The 14732-nt window shown below is 65.0% G+C and carries 16 protein-coding genes and 5 pseudogenes; 11 read left to right on the top strand and 10 right to left on the bottom strand.

Features of this window, described 5'->3' with window-relative positions; translation table 11 throughout:
- Positions 1-441: a transposase gene (locus OHN19_RS44110; RefSeq protein ID WP_419249711.1), complete on the top strand. Its 441-nt coding sequence runs from the start codon at positions 1-3 to the stop codon at positions 439-441.
- A 116-nt stretch (positions 442-557) separates the two neighbouring features.
- Here the strand turns inward: OHN19_RS44110 and OHN19_RS43715 are convergent, their stop codons facing one another.
- Positions 558-1016 (bottom strand): acyl-CoA thioesterase, encoded by a 459-nt coding sequence (locus OHN19_RS43715; RefSeq protein WP_330294152.1) that lies wholly within the window; start codon positions 1014-1016, stop codon positions 558-560.
- Positions 1017-1349: 333 nt separating this feature from the next.
- Here OHN19_RS43715 and OHN19_RS44105 point away from each other — a divergent pair.
- Positions 1350-1418 (top strand): annotated as a pseudogene (locus OHN19_RS44105) (hypothetical protein); the annotation flags it as partial.
- 139 nt (positions 1419-1557) lie between these two features.
- Here the strand turns inward: OHN19_RS44105 and OHN19_RS43705 are convergent.
- Positions 1558-1852, bottom strand: a pseudogene (locus tag OHN19_RS43705) (rhodanese-like domain-containing protein); the annotation flags it as partial.
- A 243-nt stretch (positions 1853-2095) separates the two neighbouring features.
- Between OHN19_RS43705 and OHN19_RS43700 the strand changes: the two are divergent.
- On the top strand, positions 2096-2713 hold the full coding sequence (locus tag OHN19_RS43700; RefSeq protein ID WP_330294151.1) for a CGNR zinc finger domain-containing protein: 618 nt from the start codon (positions 2096-2098) through the stop codon (positions 2711-2713).
- Positions 2714-2946: 233 nt separating this feature from the next.
- Complete coding sequence (locus tag OHN19_RS44100; protein WP_392567642.1) at positions 2947-3261, top strand: alpha/beta fold hydrolase; 315 nt, start codon at positions 2947-2949, stop codon at positions 3259-3261.
- Between the two features lie 204 nt (positions 3262-3465).
- On the opposite strand, the pseudogene OHN19_RS43695 reads toward OHN19_RS44100, so the two are convergent.
- Positions 3466-3745 (bottom strand): annotated as a pseudogene (locus OHN19_RS43695) (helix-turn-helix domain-containing protein); the annotation flags it as partial.
- A 163-nt stretch (positions 3746-3908) separates the two neighbouring features.
- Complete coding sequence (locus OHN19_RS43690; protein ID WP_326569886.1) at positions 3909-4301, bottom strand: ATP-binding protein; 393 nt, start codon at positions 4299-4301, stop codon at positions 3909-3911.
- A 392-nt stretch (positions 4302-4693) separates the two neighbouring features.
- Here OHN19_RS43690 and OHN19_RS43685 point away from each other — a divergent pair.
- Positions 4694-5074 (top strand): annotated as a pseudogene (locus OHN19_RS43685) (transposase family protein); the annotation flags it as partial.
- A gap of 2 nt (positions 5075-5076) precedes the next feature.
- Here OHN19_RS43685 and OHN19_RS43680 read toward each other — a convergent pair.
- Positions 5077-5820: a hypothetical protein gene (locus OHN19_RS43680; protein ID WP_330294186.1), complete on the bottom strand. Its 744-nt coding sequence runs from the start codon at positions 5818-5820 to the stop codon at positions 5077-5079.
- Positions 5821-6114: 294 nt separating this feature from the next.
- Complete coding sequence (locus OHN19_RS43675) at positions 6115-7203, bottom strand: NADH:flavin oxidoreductase (RefSeq protein WP_326569885.1); 1089 nt, start codon at positions 7201-7203, stop codon at positions 6115-6117.
- Between the two features lie 129 nt (positions 7204-7332).
- Here OHN19_RS43675 and OHN19_RS43670 point away from each other — a divergent pair, with 129 nt between their 5' ends.
- A complete protein-coding gene (locus tag OHN19_RS43670) occupies positions 7333-7689 on the top strand; it encodes a MerR family transcriptional regulator (protein WP_326569884.1) in 357 nt (118 codons plus the stop codon).
- A gap of 11 nt (positions 7690-7700) precedes the next feature.
- On the opposite strand, the gene OHN19_RS43665 is transcribed toward OHN19_RS43670, so the two are convergent.
- The 3 genes from OHN19_RS43665 to OHN19_RS43655 form a co-directional block, all read right to left on the bottom strand.
- A complete protein-coding gene (locus OHN19_RS43665; RefSeq protein ID WP_326569883.1) occupies positions 7701-8189 on the bottom strand; it encodes a hypothetical protein in 489 nt (162 codons plus the stop codon).
- Between the two features lie 45 nt (positions 8190-8234).
- Entirely contained in the window at positions 8235-9038 is an 804-nt protein-coding gene (locus OHN19_RS43660; protein WP_330294150.1) for an IS5 family transposase, read from the bottom strand.
- A gap of 511 nt (positions 9039-9549) precedes the next feature.
- Positions 9550-10140 carry a CGNR zinc finger domain-containing protein gene (locus OHN19_RS43655; RefSeq protein WP_330294149.1) on the bottom strand — a complete coding sequence of 197 codons (591 nt, stop codon included), beginning with the start codon at positions 10138-10140 and terminating at the stop codon, positions 9550-9552.
- Positions 10141-10317: 177 nt separating this feature from the next.
- On the opposite strand from OHN19_RS43655, the gene OHN19_RS43650 reads away from it, so the two are divergent.
- From OHN19_RS43650 to OHN19_RS43630, 5 genes and pseudogenes are all read left to right on the top strand, one after another.
- Positions 10318-10782, top strand: coding sequence for a VOC family protein (locus OHN19_RS43650; RefSeq protein ID WP_326569880.1), 465 nt, complete (start codon positions 10318-10320; stop codon positions 10780-10782).
- Positions 10783-10973: 191 nt separating this feature from the next.
- Positions 10974-11870, top strand: coding sequence for a pyridoxamine 5'-phosphate oxidase family protein (locus OHN19_RS43645; RefSeq protein ID WP_326569879.1), 897 nt, complete (start codon positions 10974-10976; stop codon positions 11868-11870).
- Positions 11871-11882: 12 nt separating this feature from the next.
- Positions 11883-12086: pseudogene (locus OHN19_RS43640) on the top strand (ferredoxin); the annotation flags it as partial.
- A gap of 80 nt (positions 12087-12166) precedes the next feature.
- Positions 12167-13366, top strand: a complete 1200-nt coding sequence (locus OHN19_RS43635) for an NAD(P)/FAD-dependent oxidoreductase (RefSeq protein ID WP_329182709.1) — start codon at positions 12167-12169, stop codon at positions 13364-13366.
- 70 nt (positions 13367-13436) lie between these two features.
- Entirely contained in the window at positions 13437-13811 is a 375-nt protein-coding gene (locus OHN19_RS43630; RefSeq protein ID WP_329182708.1) for a MerR family transcriptional regulator, read from the top strand.
- Between the two features lie 502 nt (positions 13812-14313).
- On the opposite strand, the gene OHN19_RS43625 is transcribed toward OHN19_RS43630, so the two are convergent.
- The gene (locus OHN19_RS43625; RefSeq protein WP_330294148.1) at positions 14314-14706 is read right to left on the bottom strand and encodes a hypothetical protein; all 393 of its coding nucleotides are present in this window, start codon (positions 14704-14706) and stop codon (positions 14314-14316) included.
- Positions 14707-14732 lie beyond the last annotated feature (26 nt).

The raw sequence follows: 14732 nt of genomic DNA, 5'->3' as shown, positions 1-14732 counted from the left end.
ATGGCCCTCGACGATGAGCTCGACGAGACCGACGCCCTGATCGAGCGCCGATTCCGCGACCACCCCTACGTCGAAATCATCCTGAGCACGCCCGGCCTCGGCCCTGTCCTGGGCGCCGAGTTCATCGCCCACACCGGCGGAGGCATGAACGTATTCGGCAGCCCCGACCGCCTCGCCGGTGTCGCCGGCCTGGCACCCGTCCCCCAAGACTCCGGACGGATCAGCGGCAACATGCGCCGACCCTGCCGCTACTGCCGCCGCCTGATGCGGGTCTTCTACATGCCCGCCCAGGTCGCCGCCCGATGCTGCCCCACCTCGAAGGCGTTCTACGACCGAAAACGAGCTCTCGCACGCCGCCGCCTGAACGTCCTGTGGGCACTACTGCGCGACAATCGGCCCCTCGAAAGCAGCCCACCATTCCCCGTTGCCACCCTTGGCTGAGCCAGCTACAGCCAGTCACGGGTCAAGCGTTGACAACCACATTGGGAATCAGTAGACACACGGAGGCCCGTGAAGTCGGGCGAGCCCATCGGTCCGAGGGGCTTCAAAGCAGGATGTCAGGCTTCAGGGCCCTGGATTCGATCGAACCCCGCTCGATGCTCCTCAGACCACTCGGTGGGGCGCATCGTCTCGCCGCTTACATTCACGATGGTCCGCGTCCCGTGTGCGTACGTGCTGCTGCCATCACGACTACACACGCGGAAGCCGGTCGTTGCCGATGTGCGGCCTATCCGCTCGGTCCAGAGGTGGACGGCGATTTCCCCGTTGCCAATCAAAGGGAGGTCGAACACGATGGCGACCGCCTTTACGGCATAATAGGTCGGCACGGCCACTTCGGATCCGCCGAAGCCCAGGCTAAACGCGTACGTGTTAAAAGCACGTTCGGCCATCACGGTGTAACGACCGTTGTGCAGCATCCCGTATGGGTCAAGGTCGTCGAAGTAAACATCCAGTGGGATCAAGACGCCGTAGTCGACCGAATCGAATACGAGAGATGATGCAGTCGCGTCAACCATTGAAAAGTCCTTTTCATGCTGTTTGCTATTCCGCGGTCGCGGTACCCGCCGGGTGCCGGTTATTCCTCCGCCTGGCTACTGAGCCTGGTCCGTCAGGAGGGTCGTCGTCACCTTGACGGGGTTGGCCAGTGTCATCCCTGTTCGGGGAGCGCTGCGCGCTGTGAGGCTGAGCCAATGGTGGAACATTCACATCTATGTGATGTCAAGTGGCAGGCGGCGGTGATGAGAATCACGGAGCTTTCGGGGCGGGTCGGCGTGTCCACCCGCCTCTTGCGCTACTAAGAAGAGCAGGGTCTTCTCGCCCCGCGTCGTGAAGAGAACGGCTACCGATACCACGAAGAGGCGGCTGTAGAGAGGGTCGAGCAAATTCGCGGTCTGCTGGGAGCCGGGGCTGACCACTGAGATCATCCGAGAGGTTCTCCCATGCTTGGCTGCCGCCGCGTGCGACCTATATTTCGTTCGCCGGATCGCAGCAGAACGAGACCGACTGCGGGAACACGTCACCGTTCTGACGCAGGAAATCAATGTCCTAGACAACTACGTGAGCGTTGATCTCTCGTCCGGAATCGAGACTTCCGTACAGCGCCGCGAGCTCGTTATCGGAGCGGAACGTACCATCTTCGTTGGCGGCTTTGGACCATGGCACATTCACTGCGGAGGGATGTGCCCTCGCTGCAGGGCTGCCTCCTGGATCAGGTGCGCAGGGGCACTGAATCTGCCCGAGAAGTCTTCGGGTGAGCGCACGTCACGAGACTGATGGCCTCCAGGACGTCGTCCCGCAGCGCACGCATGGACGAGTCCGGAGCTGATGCCTTGTGCGTGGTGGGCTCGGTGAGGGCGGTGTTCGGCCCCCCAAAGATCTACCACGAGGTCCGCGACTAAAGGACCCCCGACTGTCAGTCACGCCACTGGAGAGCTTGGGCGACGAGGACGACGACGCGGGAGGTCAGTGACGCTGAGGCCGACGTGGCTCGTCTTGAGGGTGGCAGGGCGAAAGCGGTTGACCTAGCTCTGGCAACCGCTGAAATGCTCTTAGCAGGTTATGATGGCATGGACCTCGACCCGAAAGGGCGCACCGCATGAACACTCATCCAGCCCCCACCACTGACGCGGATCCCCGCCCTCTCCTCGGAGAACCTCTGCCGCTGGACCTGCTGAACACGCGCTGGATCGACGACAGCGGCGCCCACGACCTGCTGGAACGCCCTGGTGGTCTTGCGATCTGGCTCTCGTCCGCCGGCCTTGCCGACATCGCGCCGGACACGCAGGAAACCCTCGGCGCCCTCCTGGCCACGCGGACCGCACTGAGCTCGATCGTGGCAAGTGACGGACCCGACCTGGAGCGGTCTCGGGAGATGCTCAACGACACACTCGGTCACGGCCGCATTCGGCGGCTTCTGGGGACGGCCGGCCCGGAAACGCTCGTGGAGACCGACACTCCCGGCTGGGTCGCGGCGTGGCGCACGGCCGACCTCTACCTGCACCTGCTCGAGGAGGGACCCGACCGCATCCGCAAGTGTGCCAACCCTGAGTGCCCCCTGCGCTTCTATGACACGTCCAGGAACGGAGGCCGCCGGTGGTGCTCCATGACGTCCTGCGGCAACCGTGCCAAGACCCGCCGGCATTACGAACGCCACCAGAGTACCTTCAGGCGGGGCAGGGCCACTGCGGCCGGCGACCCATCCGAAGGCGCATGAGAGCGCGATGCGCCACTGCGCTTCCCCAGGGACGGCCCGGGTTTCACCATGATCTTCGAATGGTACGGACACCGACTCCACTACACCGACGAAAGCACATGGCCATCGCGGATCGGGGAGATGCCGGACCTGCCGCTGCGCAGCCGACGCCGCTGCTGTTCCTGCACGGCCTCGGAGGCAGATGCGGCAACTGGCTCCATCAATGACGCTATTTCTCCGCCGCCCGCCGCGTCATCGCCCTTGACTTGCCCGGACATGGACTGCCCAGTGGAACCGCCGTGCCGTTCAGCTCCTATCCTGCAGCCATAGGCGCCGCTTGGGACCATTGCGGCATCGAGCGCCCAGTAGTCGTGGGGCTGTCCATGGGAGCACCTGTGGGCCTGGCATTCCCAGCGCGTCGGCCCCGGCGTGTCCAGTCGCTGACGATCGTCAACACCTTCCTCGCCCTCGTTCCACGGACCGCAGCGCCAGACTCGCCCTCTACGACCTCCTGCTCCGCCCGGGCGAGGGCGCCGGTGGGCGGAGTTGCTGCTCGATTGTGGGGGTGACCGCACACTCCGCGATCGCGCGCGGCTTCGTGAGATCGCTCCCCGCGCTGGATCCGGCGCACCTGCACCGAATCTTCTACGAAGCCGTAGACCTTGATCAATGGCAGGAGCTGCGGGGGCTCGGTGGGCGCGTCCGAGGGGAACAGGGCCGCCTCGTTGCCCTATTGCATCGACGACCTGCACGCCGGGAACCCTGCAGCACGACTCCGCGTCCGCCACGCGCAGGGCGCGGGTCAGGCCCGGCGCACGGTGGGCCAGGAGATCGATGACCGCGTGCACGTAGGCGTGGGCGGTGCCCACACTGATCCGGAAGCCGGCCGCGATCTGGGTCGTGCTTGCGTATGTGCACCAGCGCGACCAGGGCCCGCTGCGAGGGCCGGAGCTTGCAGCGGCGGTCACCCTCCCGAGTGACGATCAGCATCGCCATCCCCTCAACAAGCGAGACAGGCAGGATATGGGCCAGACCGCACCCCGGGGACGGCATCTCCATTCTCACAGGCAGGATACGTAACCAACGAGGCTCCCCGGCAGAAGAGTTGGGACGTCAGACGTTTCGCTCAACCGCCGGGGAGCCTCGTCCGTTCTGTACCGGTATACGCCCAGTCGGCCATCACTCGATCGGTGGCCCCGCTGAAAAGGCTCATGATCTATGCGTAGATTTCACACCAGACTCGTTTACCGGTTCTGTTCTTCTCGATGCCCCATGACTGCGCGAGGGCGTCGACCAGTATCAGACCGCGTCCGGAGGTGGCGTCTGCATCTTTGTTCTGGCAGGCAGGCATCGACGGGAGTGCGTCATGAACTTCCACCCTCACCCCACATTTCAGCGGTATCACCGCCAGAAATGCAGGCCCCCTTGAGTGCTGAAGTGCATTGGTGATCAGCTCAGTTGCGAGCAGCGCCGCATCGCCGCTAATCGGAGCCAGGCCGCAATGCGACGCGTGCTGAGCAACTGCCCTGCGCGCAGCCCACAGGGCAGCGAGGTCGTGCGGTTGGATCTGGAGGACCAGGCCGGAGTGGCGAATGCGGGTCCAGGCCATCCAAAGCTTCCGTCCGAGGCGTGTGTCGAAGCGTGAACGATCAGGATGGGTTGAGATCGCGCATCGCCGTCCGGTCAAGGGCATTGTTCGACCCTCCACTCGTTGCAACCCAGATACCAAACCAGTAAACATCATTTTGGTGGTTTAATGCAAGGGGTCCTGGAAAGTGACAGTTGTGGTCCGGTGGGGAACCGCTTTACGCGGCAGGCCGAGCCCGGGAAGCTGAACATCATGTCTCGGAACCACAGCTGAGCTGTGTCTTCCGGTCTCGTAGTGATGGCGGCGCCTTGATCATCAAGGTGTCGACGGTGCAGGAAGGCTTTTGGCCCCTCCGCGAACGAGTCCAGGAAGTGGCCGATCGCTCTGTTGAAGCCGGTTAGGTCCTGCAGGTAGGGCTGATGGCCACTGTCGGGGAACCGCAGCACCTGGCCCGGGTGGACGGCACGCTCGCCGAGTGCGACCGGGTCGGCGACGGACGCGCCGACTACTCCGGCAAGCACCGCCGCCACGGCGTGAACATCCAGGTCATCACCCACCCGCGAGGCGAGATCGTCTGGATCTCCCACACCCTTCCGGGCCGTACCCACGACCTCACCGCGGCCCGCCCTCATCGCATCGTCGCCACCTTCGCCACGCCGACCAGACGCCCGCCCCGCAAGGAGCTCACCGCCCGGCAAAGATCGCGAAACCGGGCGCACGCCCGGCTGCGGTATCCCGTCACGAGGCATGGCCACCCTCAACGCTGGCGTAACTTCCGTCACGCCCGCTGCAGCCATCAGCCGTCACCTGCGGGCAGCTCTCGTTGGATGCGGGCGATGTACGTGCGAAGCGTCGGAGCCACGATGTGTCCGATCTTCGGCATCTTTGGTACCCCAATGAGCTGGTCGGCGGGAAGCTCAGGCGCGGAAAGTCGTACCACGCACTGCGAGAGAGGACGGTCGTCGGCGGCTCGCTGTGAGGCCCACATGGCCAAGTGCTCATTCCACGAATCTGGTGGCTTTGCTTCCGGATCGAATCTGTAGACGTCCAACAGGCGGCCGCCATCGGTGCGGGCGTTTTCGTCGAGGATGTCGGCGGCGGTGATGGTGGTCGCGTCCGGGACCGGCCGAAGAGAAAAGTGCTTACAGGTGGCGTCCCATGCCTGGTCCGGTCGGTACCAGGTGGTGCCGTCCCACCAGTATCCGCCCTGGCGGAACAGGAGTTTGGGCCCCCTCCAGCTGCTGTGCCAGAGGGGCGCGTCCTTGGTGAGGAGCAGCAGAACCGTGCGGCCGTGCTCGGGATGGTGGCGGACGGCCCAGGCAAGCTCCGGGCGGAGCGGGTCGGCCGTGTAGGCGAGCCACGCTCCTTGAGCCTCGTTCATTCGCTCCCAGCGGCCCATTGAGGCGCCGCCTTCTCGGCAAATGACGGCCTCTATGGCGGCGGGATCGTCGATCGGAATGTGGCTGTCGTCGACGAAAGGTATCCCGGGGACGGGATGATCTGTGTGAAGACCGTTAGCGAGCGGCTGAAGGCGATGCATATTTGCTGTACCTCCTCACATCTTCTGGGATGGAATGACCTCAGGACACCGTCCAACATGGGGGGGTAATGCCCTGAACGGGGGTTTAGTCGACAATTTAACTGGTCTCTGCCGCCCATATCGGAGTCGGCGCCCCCAGCGTGTTCTGGTTCCGGCCCGGCCACGCTTGGGCTTCGTCGACGATGGTGAACGCGTCTTGCACTTCTCCAGGCGAGATCAAGGACGGAGGCTCGCACGGCCGGCCGATGAGCGAACGCCGGGCCCGGAAGTGTAGTCCCCGATATGGGGTTCCCCTCACACGCTGAAGCGCTGAACGAAGCTCGGCCATCCCCGCATGTGGTTGATAAAGCGCTCGCTCATTCCTCCGTCACGCAGGTACTGCGCCCTGACCGGCAGCTCTGGGCTGTCATACACCGGGTTCTTCTTTACTTGCAGGGGAAAGTCTCGCTGGAGAATTCCGGCACGACCGATCAGCACAAAGTCGCAACCTTCATCAAGTAGCTGCCCTGCACGCTGGGCGCTCATGATCTTGCCCGCTGCTCCCACCCGTACACCCTTCCGGGGAAGGCTCGTGAAGACACTGAGCATCGTCTGCCCGCTGAAGGCTCCCTCTCGCACGATCTGGGCTGAGTCCCACAGGGCCAGGTCAAGGTAGTCGATCAGTTCTCGGTCGAGAATCTCAGCGGTTATTTCGCGCAGCTCCTCCAGGAACAGCCCGTATCGCTCGACTGACAAGCGCCAACCGATCTGAAAGTCCGGGCCGCATTCCCTGCGAATCCCTTCGATCACCTCGATCGTGAGGCGAGCCCGGTTCTCGGTATTGCCACCGTACTTGTCGGTGCGGTCGTTGAGGAGGGGGGACATGAACTCTGAGAGGATCCAGCCGAAAGCACCGTGGAGCGCGACGCCGTCGAAGCCTGCCAGCTCTGCCCTTCTCGCTGCTGCAATGAAGCTGTCGCGGATTCGCTCTACCTCGTCCGTTGTCAGCGCTTTGACGCCCGGAAGTGTGCGGCTGGAAGCCGGTGCCGGCACTCCCCCCAATTCTGGACTGGCGCGATGCCCTGCGTGATGCAGTTGCACCGCGGAGAGGCCGCCTCCGGCGCGGATCACGGTGGCTATCTGCGTCAGCCCGTGCAAATGTTCATCAGAGTGGATGCCCAACTGCCGCTCATATGCAATGCCGCTGGCCTCGACTGTAGCGGCACCGGTTTGTATCAGGGCGTAGCCGCTTTGTGCGAGCTGCTCCATCCAGTCTTGATCGAATTTCGACACGGATCCGTCATACTCACTCTGTTGGTTCGTGAGCGGTGCCAGCATGAATCGGTTCCTCATCGCCGGACCGTGACCGAGAGTGAGCGGTTCGAACAATTCTGCAACGGCCATGCAGATCTCCTACAGGTCAGAGCTGGGCGACGTGGCCCCGGGCTCACGTCGGGCTCCGCGGTCGCGGTGGCTCGACTACCCTCCAACCTTGACACCAGCGAGAAGGCAAATCGTCGCTAAGGAGTTGTGATGAGGATCAAGCAGCTGTCCGAGCGGACAGGCGTATCGTCCCGGCTGCTGCGCTACTACGAGGAGCAGGGCCTCCTACGGCCGAGGCGCGAGGAGAACGGGTATCGGGACTACGAGGAATCCCAAGTTGCGAGGGTCGAGCAAATTCGCAGCTTGCTGGATGCGGGCCTGACGACTGAGATCATCAGGGCTGTGCTGCCCTGCTTGGCCGAGGCAGCGAACTGTCAGTACCCTGCCCCCGACTTCGTGAGTCGAGTCCGGCAAGAGCGCAGCCGCATGGCCGAGCGCCTCGCTTGCCTGGCGAAGAACGTCCAGGCCATCGATGACTATCTGGACCGTCTCCCCAAGAGCTCGTAACGCGATCTTGCTCAGTCGTCCGCCTCGAAGTCGAGTCGCTGGGCGTCGTCAGGGAGCCAGGGGGCCGGGGGTCCGTTGCGCCAGGTGTCGTGGCAAGCCAGCACCGCATCGACGAAGGGCCTCGGCGGGAGGTAGCTGTGTGCCTGTACGTAGTGTCCGATGAGGAAGGGGGCGGCGAAGACCTCGGTGGGTGATGCCGGGACGCGGATCTCGCTGCTGCCGCGGGGTGCTTGAGGCGTGTCGTCTTCTGCGATGTCGCACAGTTCGCACGGGTGCGTCCCCAGGGCGGCGTTGACGTACTGGCCGTGCAGGATGCGGTCGAGTTGTTCCTCGAAGCCGGGAGGGGGTGAGCCGACGTCGAAGGGGTGGTCGGCCGCGAGCCAGCCGACGTTGATCCGCGTGTAACGGGGGGTGAAGGTCACCACGCGGGTGCCCTCGCCCTCCCAGAAGGTGTCTTCCGGCTCCTCGGAGTAGGGGCTCAAGTCTTCGTAGAAAGTCACCGCTGATCTCTAGCATGTCCTGTCGTGCACACGGTTGCCTGGGGGTTATCGATGCCTCAGCCGCCGCCAACAGATGAGTGCGCAGGCCAGGGAGGCCAGGGCTTCGTGGAGGTCGGGGCGTCGTTCCCAGCGGACTGCGAGGCGCTTGAACTGGTGCAGTAGGGCGAAGGTCTGCTCGACGACGTAGCGGAGTGTGCCCAGGCCCTGGATGTTCGTGCTGCCCTTGCGGGAGATCACCGGCTGGATCCGGCGGTTGCGTAGTTCTCGGCGAAGGGGGTTGCTGTCGTAGGCCTTGTGGCCGAGGAGCGTGTCGGGCCGGCTGCGGGGGCGTCCTGGGCGGCCGGCGACGGGCGGGATGCCGTCGACCAGGGCGAGGGCCTGGGTGACGTCGTTGACGTTGGCCGCGGTGGTAATGACCGTGAAAGGGGTGCCTTTGCCGTCGCAGATTACGTGGTGTTTGCTGCCGGTCCTACCTCGATCGACCGGTGACGGGCCGGTCGCATCGCCCCCTTTTTCGCCTTCACGTGGGAGGCGTCCACGCAAGCGCAGCGACCAGTCGATCTGTCCGGCCGCGTTCAGTTCGGCCAGAAGTCTCTGATGCAGGGCCTCGAAGACGCCGGCCTCGCGCCACCGCCCCAGGCGCCGCCAGCAGGTCTGGCCCGAGCCAAAGCCCAACTCCATCGGTAGCTGCTGCCACGTGATGCCGGTGTACAGGACGAACAAGACGCCCCGCAGGCACCGGCGGTCGTCCACCGGGCGCGGCCCCGGCGACCGCTCCGGCCACTTCGGCAGCAGTGGCTCGACCAGCGACCACAACTGATCATCCACGATCCGCGGCTTGCTACTCACACCCCACGAACGGCGGGATCGTCGCACCGGACACGCTTATCAGAGACGATTCACATGACCGCGTTACGAGCTCTAAGCAGTGACATGCAGTGGCGCTTTGGGTACCCGCACGAGTCGGACGAGGGGTGCTGGTCGCCGTGTGCTGCAGAGTGGGTCGGCCGCAACATGGAAGGCGCGTTCGGACACGGGGACTCTGCGATGGAAGGGAAGCGTCTCTCGTTTCTGTAACCGTGAAACGGTATTTTGGTGGTTGGCAGAAAGTTGACCTCTACTGCAGTCCAGGCAGTGTCATTCCTGCTGGAGGCCGGTCCGGGGGCCTGAGCGTTGGGCTGTATCACTTCAGGCAGGAGCCACCTTTGCGGTCCTTGCAGCCGTGGCTGTGGCCTGTCCTTATGGTGGGTCGCAGGAGCGGGACAGCGATCGGCATTGTCCGGCCGGATGTCCTGGAAGATGGTTGTAGCGCTGAAGCCGATGGTGACGGAACACGGGGCGGGGTCGCGGGGTGGCAACTTCAGCGGGTCCTGCTCTGCCTCAGACTGCCCTGGTGGCGTTCGTAGTGCCGGCGGGTCTTGGCGCGGTTGCCGCAAGCTGTCATAGAGCACCACCGACGGCGTCCGTTCCTCGTCGTGTCATAGAACCGCAGAGGGCACTCGGGGTTGGCGCACTTGCGGATGCGGTCGGCCCCTTCCTGTAGCAGGCGCAGGTAGAGGTCGGCGGTGCGCCACGCGGCGAGCCAGCCGGGGGTGTCGGTCTCTACGACGGCTTCCGGGCCTGTCGTCCCCAGCAGGCGCCGAATACGTCCGTGAGCAAGCGTGTCGTTAAGCATCTCCCTCGCTCGTTCGAGGCCGGGTCCTTCGCTGGTCACGAGGGAGCTCAATGCGGTCCGTGTGGCGAGAAGAGCGCCAAGGGTTTCCTGGGTGTCGGGCGCATCGTCGGCGCAGCCGGCGGACGAGAGCCAGATTGTGAGCCCGCCGGGGCGTTCCAACAGGTCGTGGGCACCGCTGTCGTCAATCCAGCGCGTGTTCAGCAGGTCCAGCGGCAGGGGTTCCCCAAGAAGTGGGCGGGGGTCTGCGTCGGCCGTGTGGGCGGGATGAGCGTTCATGCGGTGTGCCCTTTCGTGTTCGGGGACCATGCCATCACACAGCCGAACCTTGCACCTGTAAAGAGAGTTTTAAGGGTTGACACTCGATCGTGCAACCGTTAACTTAAAGTTGACCGGTTAGGTGAGCGGAGTGGCTCACGCTCCGGTCAGATGCATCCACTTCGTGTAAGGAACCTCATGACTACCTCTCTGTCCTCTGCCACCCTCAAGACGGGCCACATCGGCCTGAGCGTCACCGACCTCGACCGATCGCTTCCGTTCTACGCCCGGGTCTTCGGCTTCGAGACCCTTGCCGAGGGCAAGGAGGACAGCCGCCGATGGGCGTTCCTCGGCCGCGGCGAGGAGATCGTTGTGACGCTGTGGCAGCAGAGCGAGGACGGCTTCGCCACCGGAACCGCCGGCCTTCACCACCTCTCCTTCCAGGTAGACACTCTCGAGGAGATCGCCGCGACCGAGGCGGTACTGCGAGAGCTGAACACGGACTTCGTCTATGACGGCGTCGCAGCACACGCCGAGGGCGCCACCTCGGGCGGCATCTTCTTCCGCGACCCCGACGGCATTCGCCTGGAGCTCTACGTGCCCACCGGCGCGGAAGGTGCACCCGCACCGGCCGGTCAGGAGCCGACCTGCGGCTTCTTCTAGAGGCCATCACGCCGGGAGGCTCCAGCCTGCACCGAGTCGCCGGGTGTGGGCCTCCCGGCGCACCGAGACCACCTACATATGAGCGAGCACCGACTCCCAGTACGCACCCTCGCGCGGGTCCGCGGGATCTTCCCGCACGGGTCGACGACGGGCCGGCAGCACGTAATACGCCGACATCGGGAGGAGCAGACATGGAGCCGTATCACCGCGGCGAACTAGCTGTGCAGAACAGAGCCGGCCTTCGAGAGATGGCCAAGGCTGTCTCCGCCGCAATCATGACCGAGATCCCGCACGCGGCCCAGGCCTTCCTGGCCGAGCAGCCTGTGCTCTTCATCGGCGCAGCCAACAGACGAGGGGAAGTCTGGTCGTCTCTCCTGACGGGAGATCCCGGATTCATCACCGTCAGCGGCCCCTCCTCTGTGAGCGTCGCCGCCACACTCTCAGACAGCGACCCCCTGTACCGCACACTCGCCGAACCGGCCCGCCTCGGCATGATCGCCATAGAACCCGGCACGCGGCGGCGCATGCGCATGAACGGCACAGCGCGCCCCGCCCGGGACGGCCTGGAGATCGAGCTCGAGCAGATCTACGCCAATTGCCCCAAGTACATTCAGAAAAGGGTGCCGCACTGGCAGTCGGCCACCCCCGACGATCCACTCGAAGGCAGCGGGCTCACCCCCGAGGACATCACCCTCGTCCACAGCACGGACACCTTCTTCATCGCCTCAGCAGACACGGTCGGCAACGCCGACGCCTCCCACCGCGGCGGCAACCCAGGCTTCCTCAAAGCCCTGGGACCCAATCACCTGCGTTGGCCCGACTACGTCGGCAACTCGATGTTCAACACCTTGGGTAACCTCGAAGTCAATCCCCGTGCAGGGCTGCTGATCCCCGACTGGACCACAGGAACCCTCCTGCACCTCACCGGCACAGCATCCGTGGACTGGGACCCGGACCACGTGGCCGCTCTGCCAGGAGCACAGCGAGTCGTGGACTTCACCGTCGAAAAGCTTGTCCGCGTCGGCCACGCCTCTCCGCTGCGTTGGAGTGCGCCTCAATTCTCCCGCTTCAACCCCCCGACCGAGTGAAGGAACAAGCGCATGCCTGAGCGTCCCGTCACCAGCCTCGAAGTGATCGTCGACATGGGCCTGTGCGAGAGCCACGGACAGTGTGTCTTCGCCGCACCGCAGGTGTTTGCCTTCGACGAGGACGACGTCCTGGTCTACGAGCCGGCTCCTGACGTCTCCCAGTACGACAAGGTCGTCGCCGCCGCGGCAGCATGTCCCGTGCGTGCGATCCGCATCGAGCGCACCACCGAGGGCGGCGCACACCCGGAGGCCGCAACCGGCAATAACCCTGGGCCCACACGATGACCACGCAGCCGATGCGTATCGTCATCGTCGGTGCGTCGCTCGCCGGGCTGAACGCGGCGCGAGCCCTGCGCGAGTACGGACACGTCGGTCCCATCACTCTGATCGGCGAGGAACCCTACAGCCCCTACGACAGACCCCCCCTGTCGAAAGGATTCCTCACCTCTGACGCGAACCACTCGTCGCTGGCCCTGACGGATACGGCTGCTCTCGGACTGACGGAACTTTACGGTCGGCGAGCAGTCCACCTCGACCCCAGCGAGCGTACGGTGCACCTGGACGTTGGCCAGAGCGTCCCGTATGACGGTCTGGTCATCGCCACTGGCGTCGGGGCACTCCGCTGGCCATCCCCCCTCCCCGCCACGGGTGTCCACACCCTCCGCACCCTCGATGACGCCACAGCGCTGCGGCGAGACCTCGGCACGAGGCCGCGCCGCATCCTCGTCGTCGGCGGCGGATTCATCGGGACCGAAGCTGCGGCGACTGCCGCAGAGTTGGGGCACGACGTGACCCTCACCTTCCAGGGGCCCGCGCCACTGCACCGCGTCATAGGTGAGGACGCGGCATCGTTCCTCTCGGAACTCCACCGCACGGCAGGTGTCTCCCTCGTGCCGTTCGCCACGCTCACCGCGCTGCAGGGACGTCAGCGCGTCACCTCGGTCACCCTTAACGGGGCACGTCAGGTGAACGCAGATACCGTGGTCCTGGCGCTGGGGACCACACCCCATACCGACTGGCTCTCCACCTCGGGCCTGAGGCTGGACAGAGGCCTGGTCACCGACTCTCACGCACGCGTTGTGGGAACGAACGGTCGGCCGCATCTCAGCATCGTCGCCGCGGGTGATGTCACGCGCTTTCCTCATCCGCACGCTTCGGGCTTGGTGAACCTTGGGCACTGGAGCAACGCGGTGGAGCAGGCGCGGACCGCGGCTCACACGCTTCTCTACCCGCACGCTCCGGCGATCTACCGGCCCGTCGCGTCCTTCTGGTCGACTCAGTTCGGCGTCCGCTTCCGGGCAGTCGGTCTTCCGCGGGAGGCCGATGAAGCTGAGGCTCGGGAAGTGGACATCGAGCGGCGGCGGCTGAACGTCGCCTACTACCGCGACGGACGGCTCGTAGGAGCACTGACAGCAAACCGTGCGGCGGCCATCGCGCAGTACAGGGAACAGCTCGCCACGGCCCTGGAGTCCTCCGCCCGAGCACGAGCCGCGTGACCACAGAGCCTCCTTCCAACGGGGCGCCATCTGAGGAGATTCACATGTATGTCAGGCAACAGGAGCAATGATGAGGATCAAGGAGCTTTCGGAGCAGGTCGGCGTCTCCACAAGGCTCTTGCGCTACTACGAGGAGCAAGGTCTTCTCGCCCCACTTCGTGAGGAGAACGGTTACCGGTCCTACGACGAGGCGGCTGTGCAGAGGGTTGAGCAGATCCGCGGTCTGCTGGGAGCCGGGCTGACCACAGAGATCATCCGGGATGTTCTCCCGTGCTTGGCTGCCGCAGCGTGCTCTCAGTACGGCGACCCCGAATTCGTGAGCCGGATCACCGCGGAGCGGGACCGGCTGCGGGAACGCGTCACCGTCCTGACACAGCACCTCCAAGCCCTAGACAACTACCTGAGTGCCGTGGTCCAGGCTGCGCCCTCCTCTGACGCTGCCTGACGGTGTATGAAGTCCTCAAGCGCACCAGAACGTTGCCGGGTCCTCCAGATAGGGAAGATGGGGCCTTGGCCCAAGGCCGGGTAGTTAACGGATTTGCGCTGCTGGCAAGGGGTTTCGGCGTCGATTGCAACGTGGGCAACGGGATCGAAGTTGATCGGATAGTCCGCCAAGACTGCTGATCGCCGAGGCGTCCCGTTGCCCGCGCCGCTGGATCGGGTCATGGCTTCTGCGAGCGCCCGCTGGGCGCGCGGCGGGGTGGGTCGTTGGGTGAGGCATGGACCTCCATCCCTGCGGGACCTCCCGCAGGCAGCCGCCGACGGCCGCCTCTGCGCACTGCTCGCAGTCGTCGCGCCATTGCCCAGGCACCGGAAGTCGCCACTGACGGCACTCTGCTGCAGGTACGGGTTCTCATCGACACCCTCACCCCGTTCCTGGCCCTGTACCGGAGGCGGAGCATGCAGCCATCGGTGAGCGTCGGCCGTGTTGTTTCAACCTTGCTGTTCTACGCGCTTCCGGCGATGGCGGTGACGAGGGGGATCAGCTGGGAGAGGAGGGCGGTGGCTGCGGGGTGGGTTTCGATGGTGCGGGTGAGGAAGAGCCCGGCGGCTTGGAGGCGGCGCAGGAAGGTTTGGGGGTCGGCGGGTCCGGGGGCGGTGAAGGCGTCGTCGACGTGGGCGAGGGCGGTGGAGACGGCTTGCCGTACCGCGGGGTCGTGGTGCTGGGGGAGTGCTTGGCGGATGGCGGCGACGTGGTCGCGGATGGCCTGGGCCGCTTCGTCGTTGATGCGGATGGTCTGGTTGGTCTGCTGGACGTGGTAGCCGCCCGCGATGGGGCCGTGCTGGGTGCCGCCGGAGATGCTGACGCCGATGATGCCGTGCTCGTCCGGTGTGGCCATGGGTGTCCTCTCGTAGCAGGGTGCTT

Source organism: Streptomyces griseorubiginosus, from assembly GCF_036345115.1.
In the GTDB taxonomy this organism is placed as follows: Bacteria; Actinomycetota; Actinomycetes; order Streptomycetales; family Streptomycetaceae; genus Streptomyces; species Streptomyces griseorubiginosus_C.
Note: the sequence above shows the minus strand (reverse complement) of the source record. Positions and strands in the feature narration are given on the sequence as shown.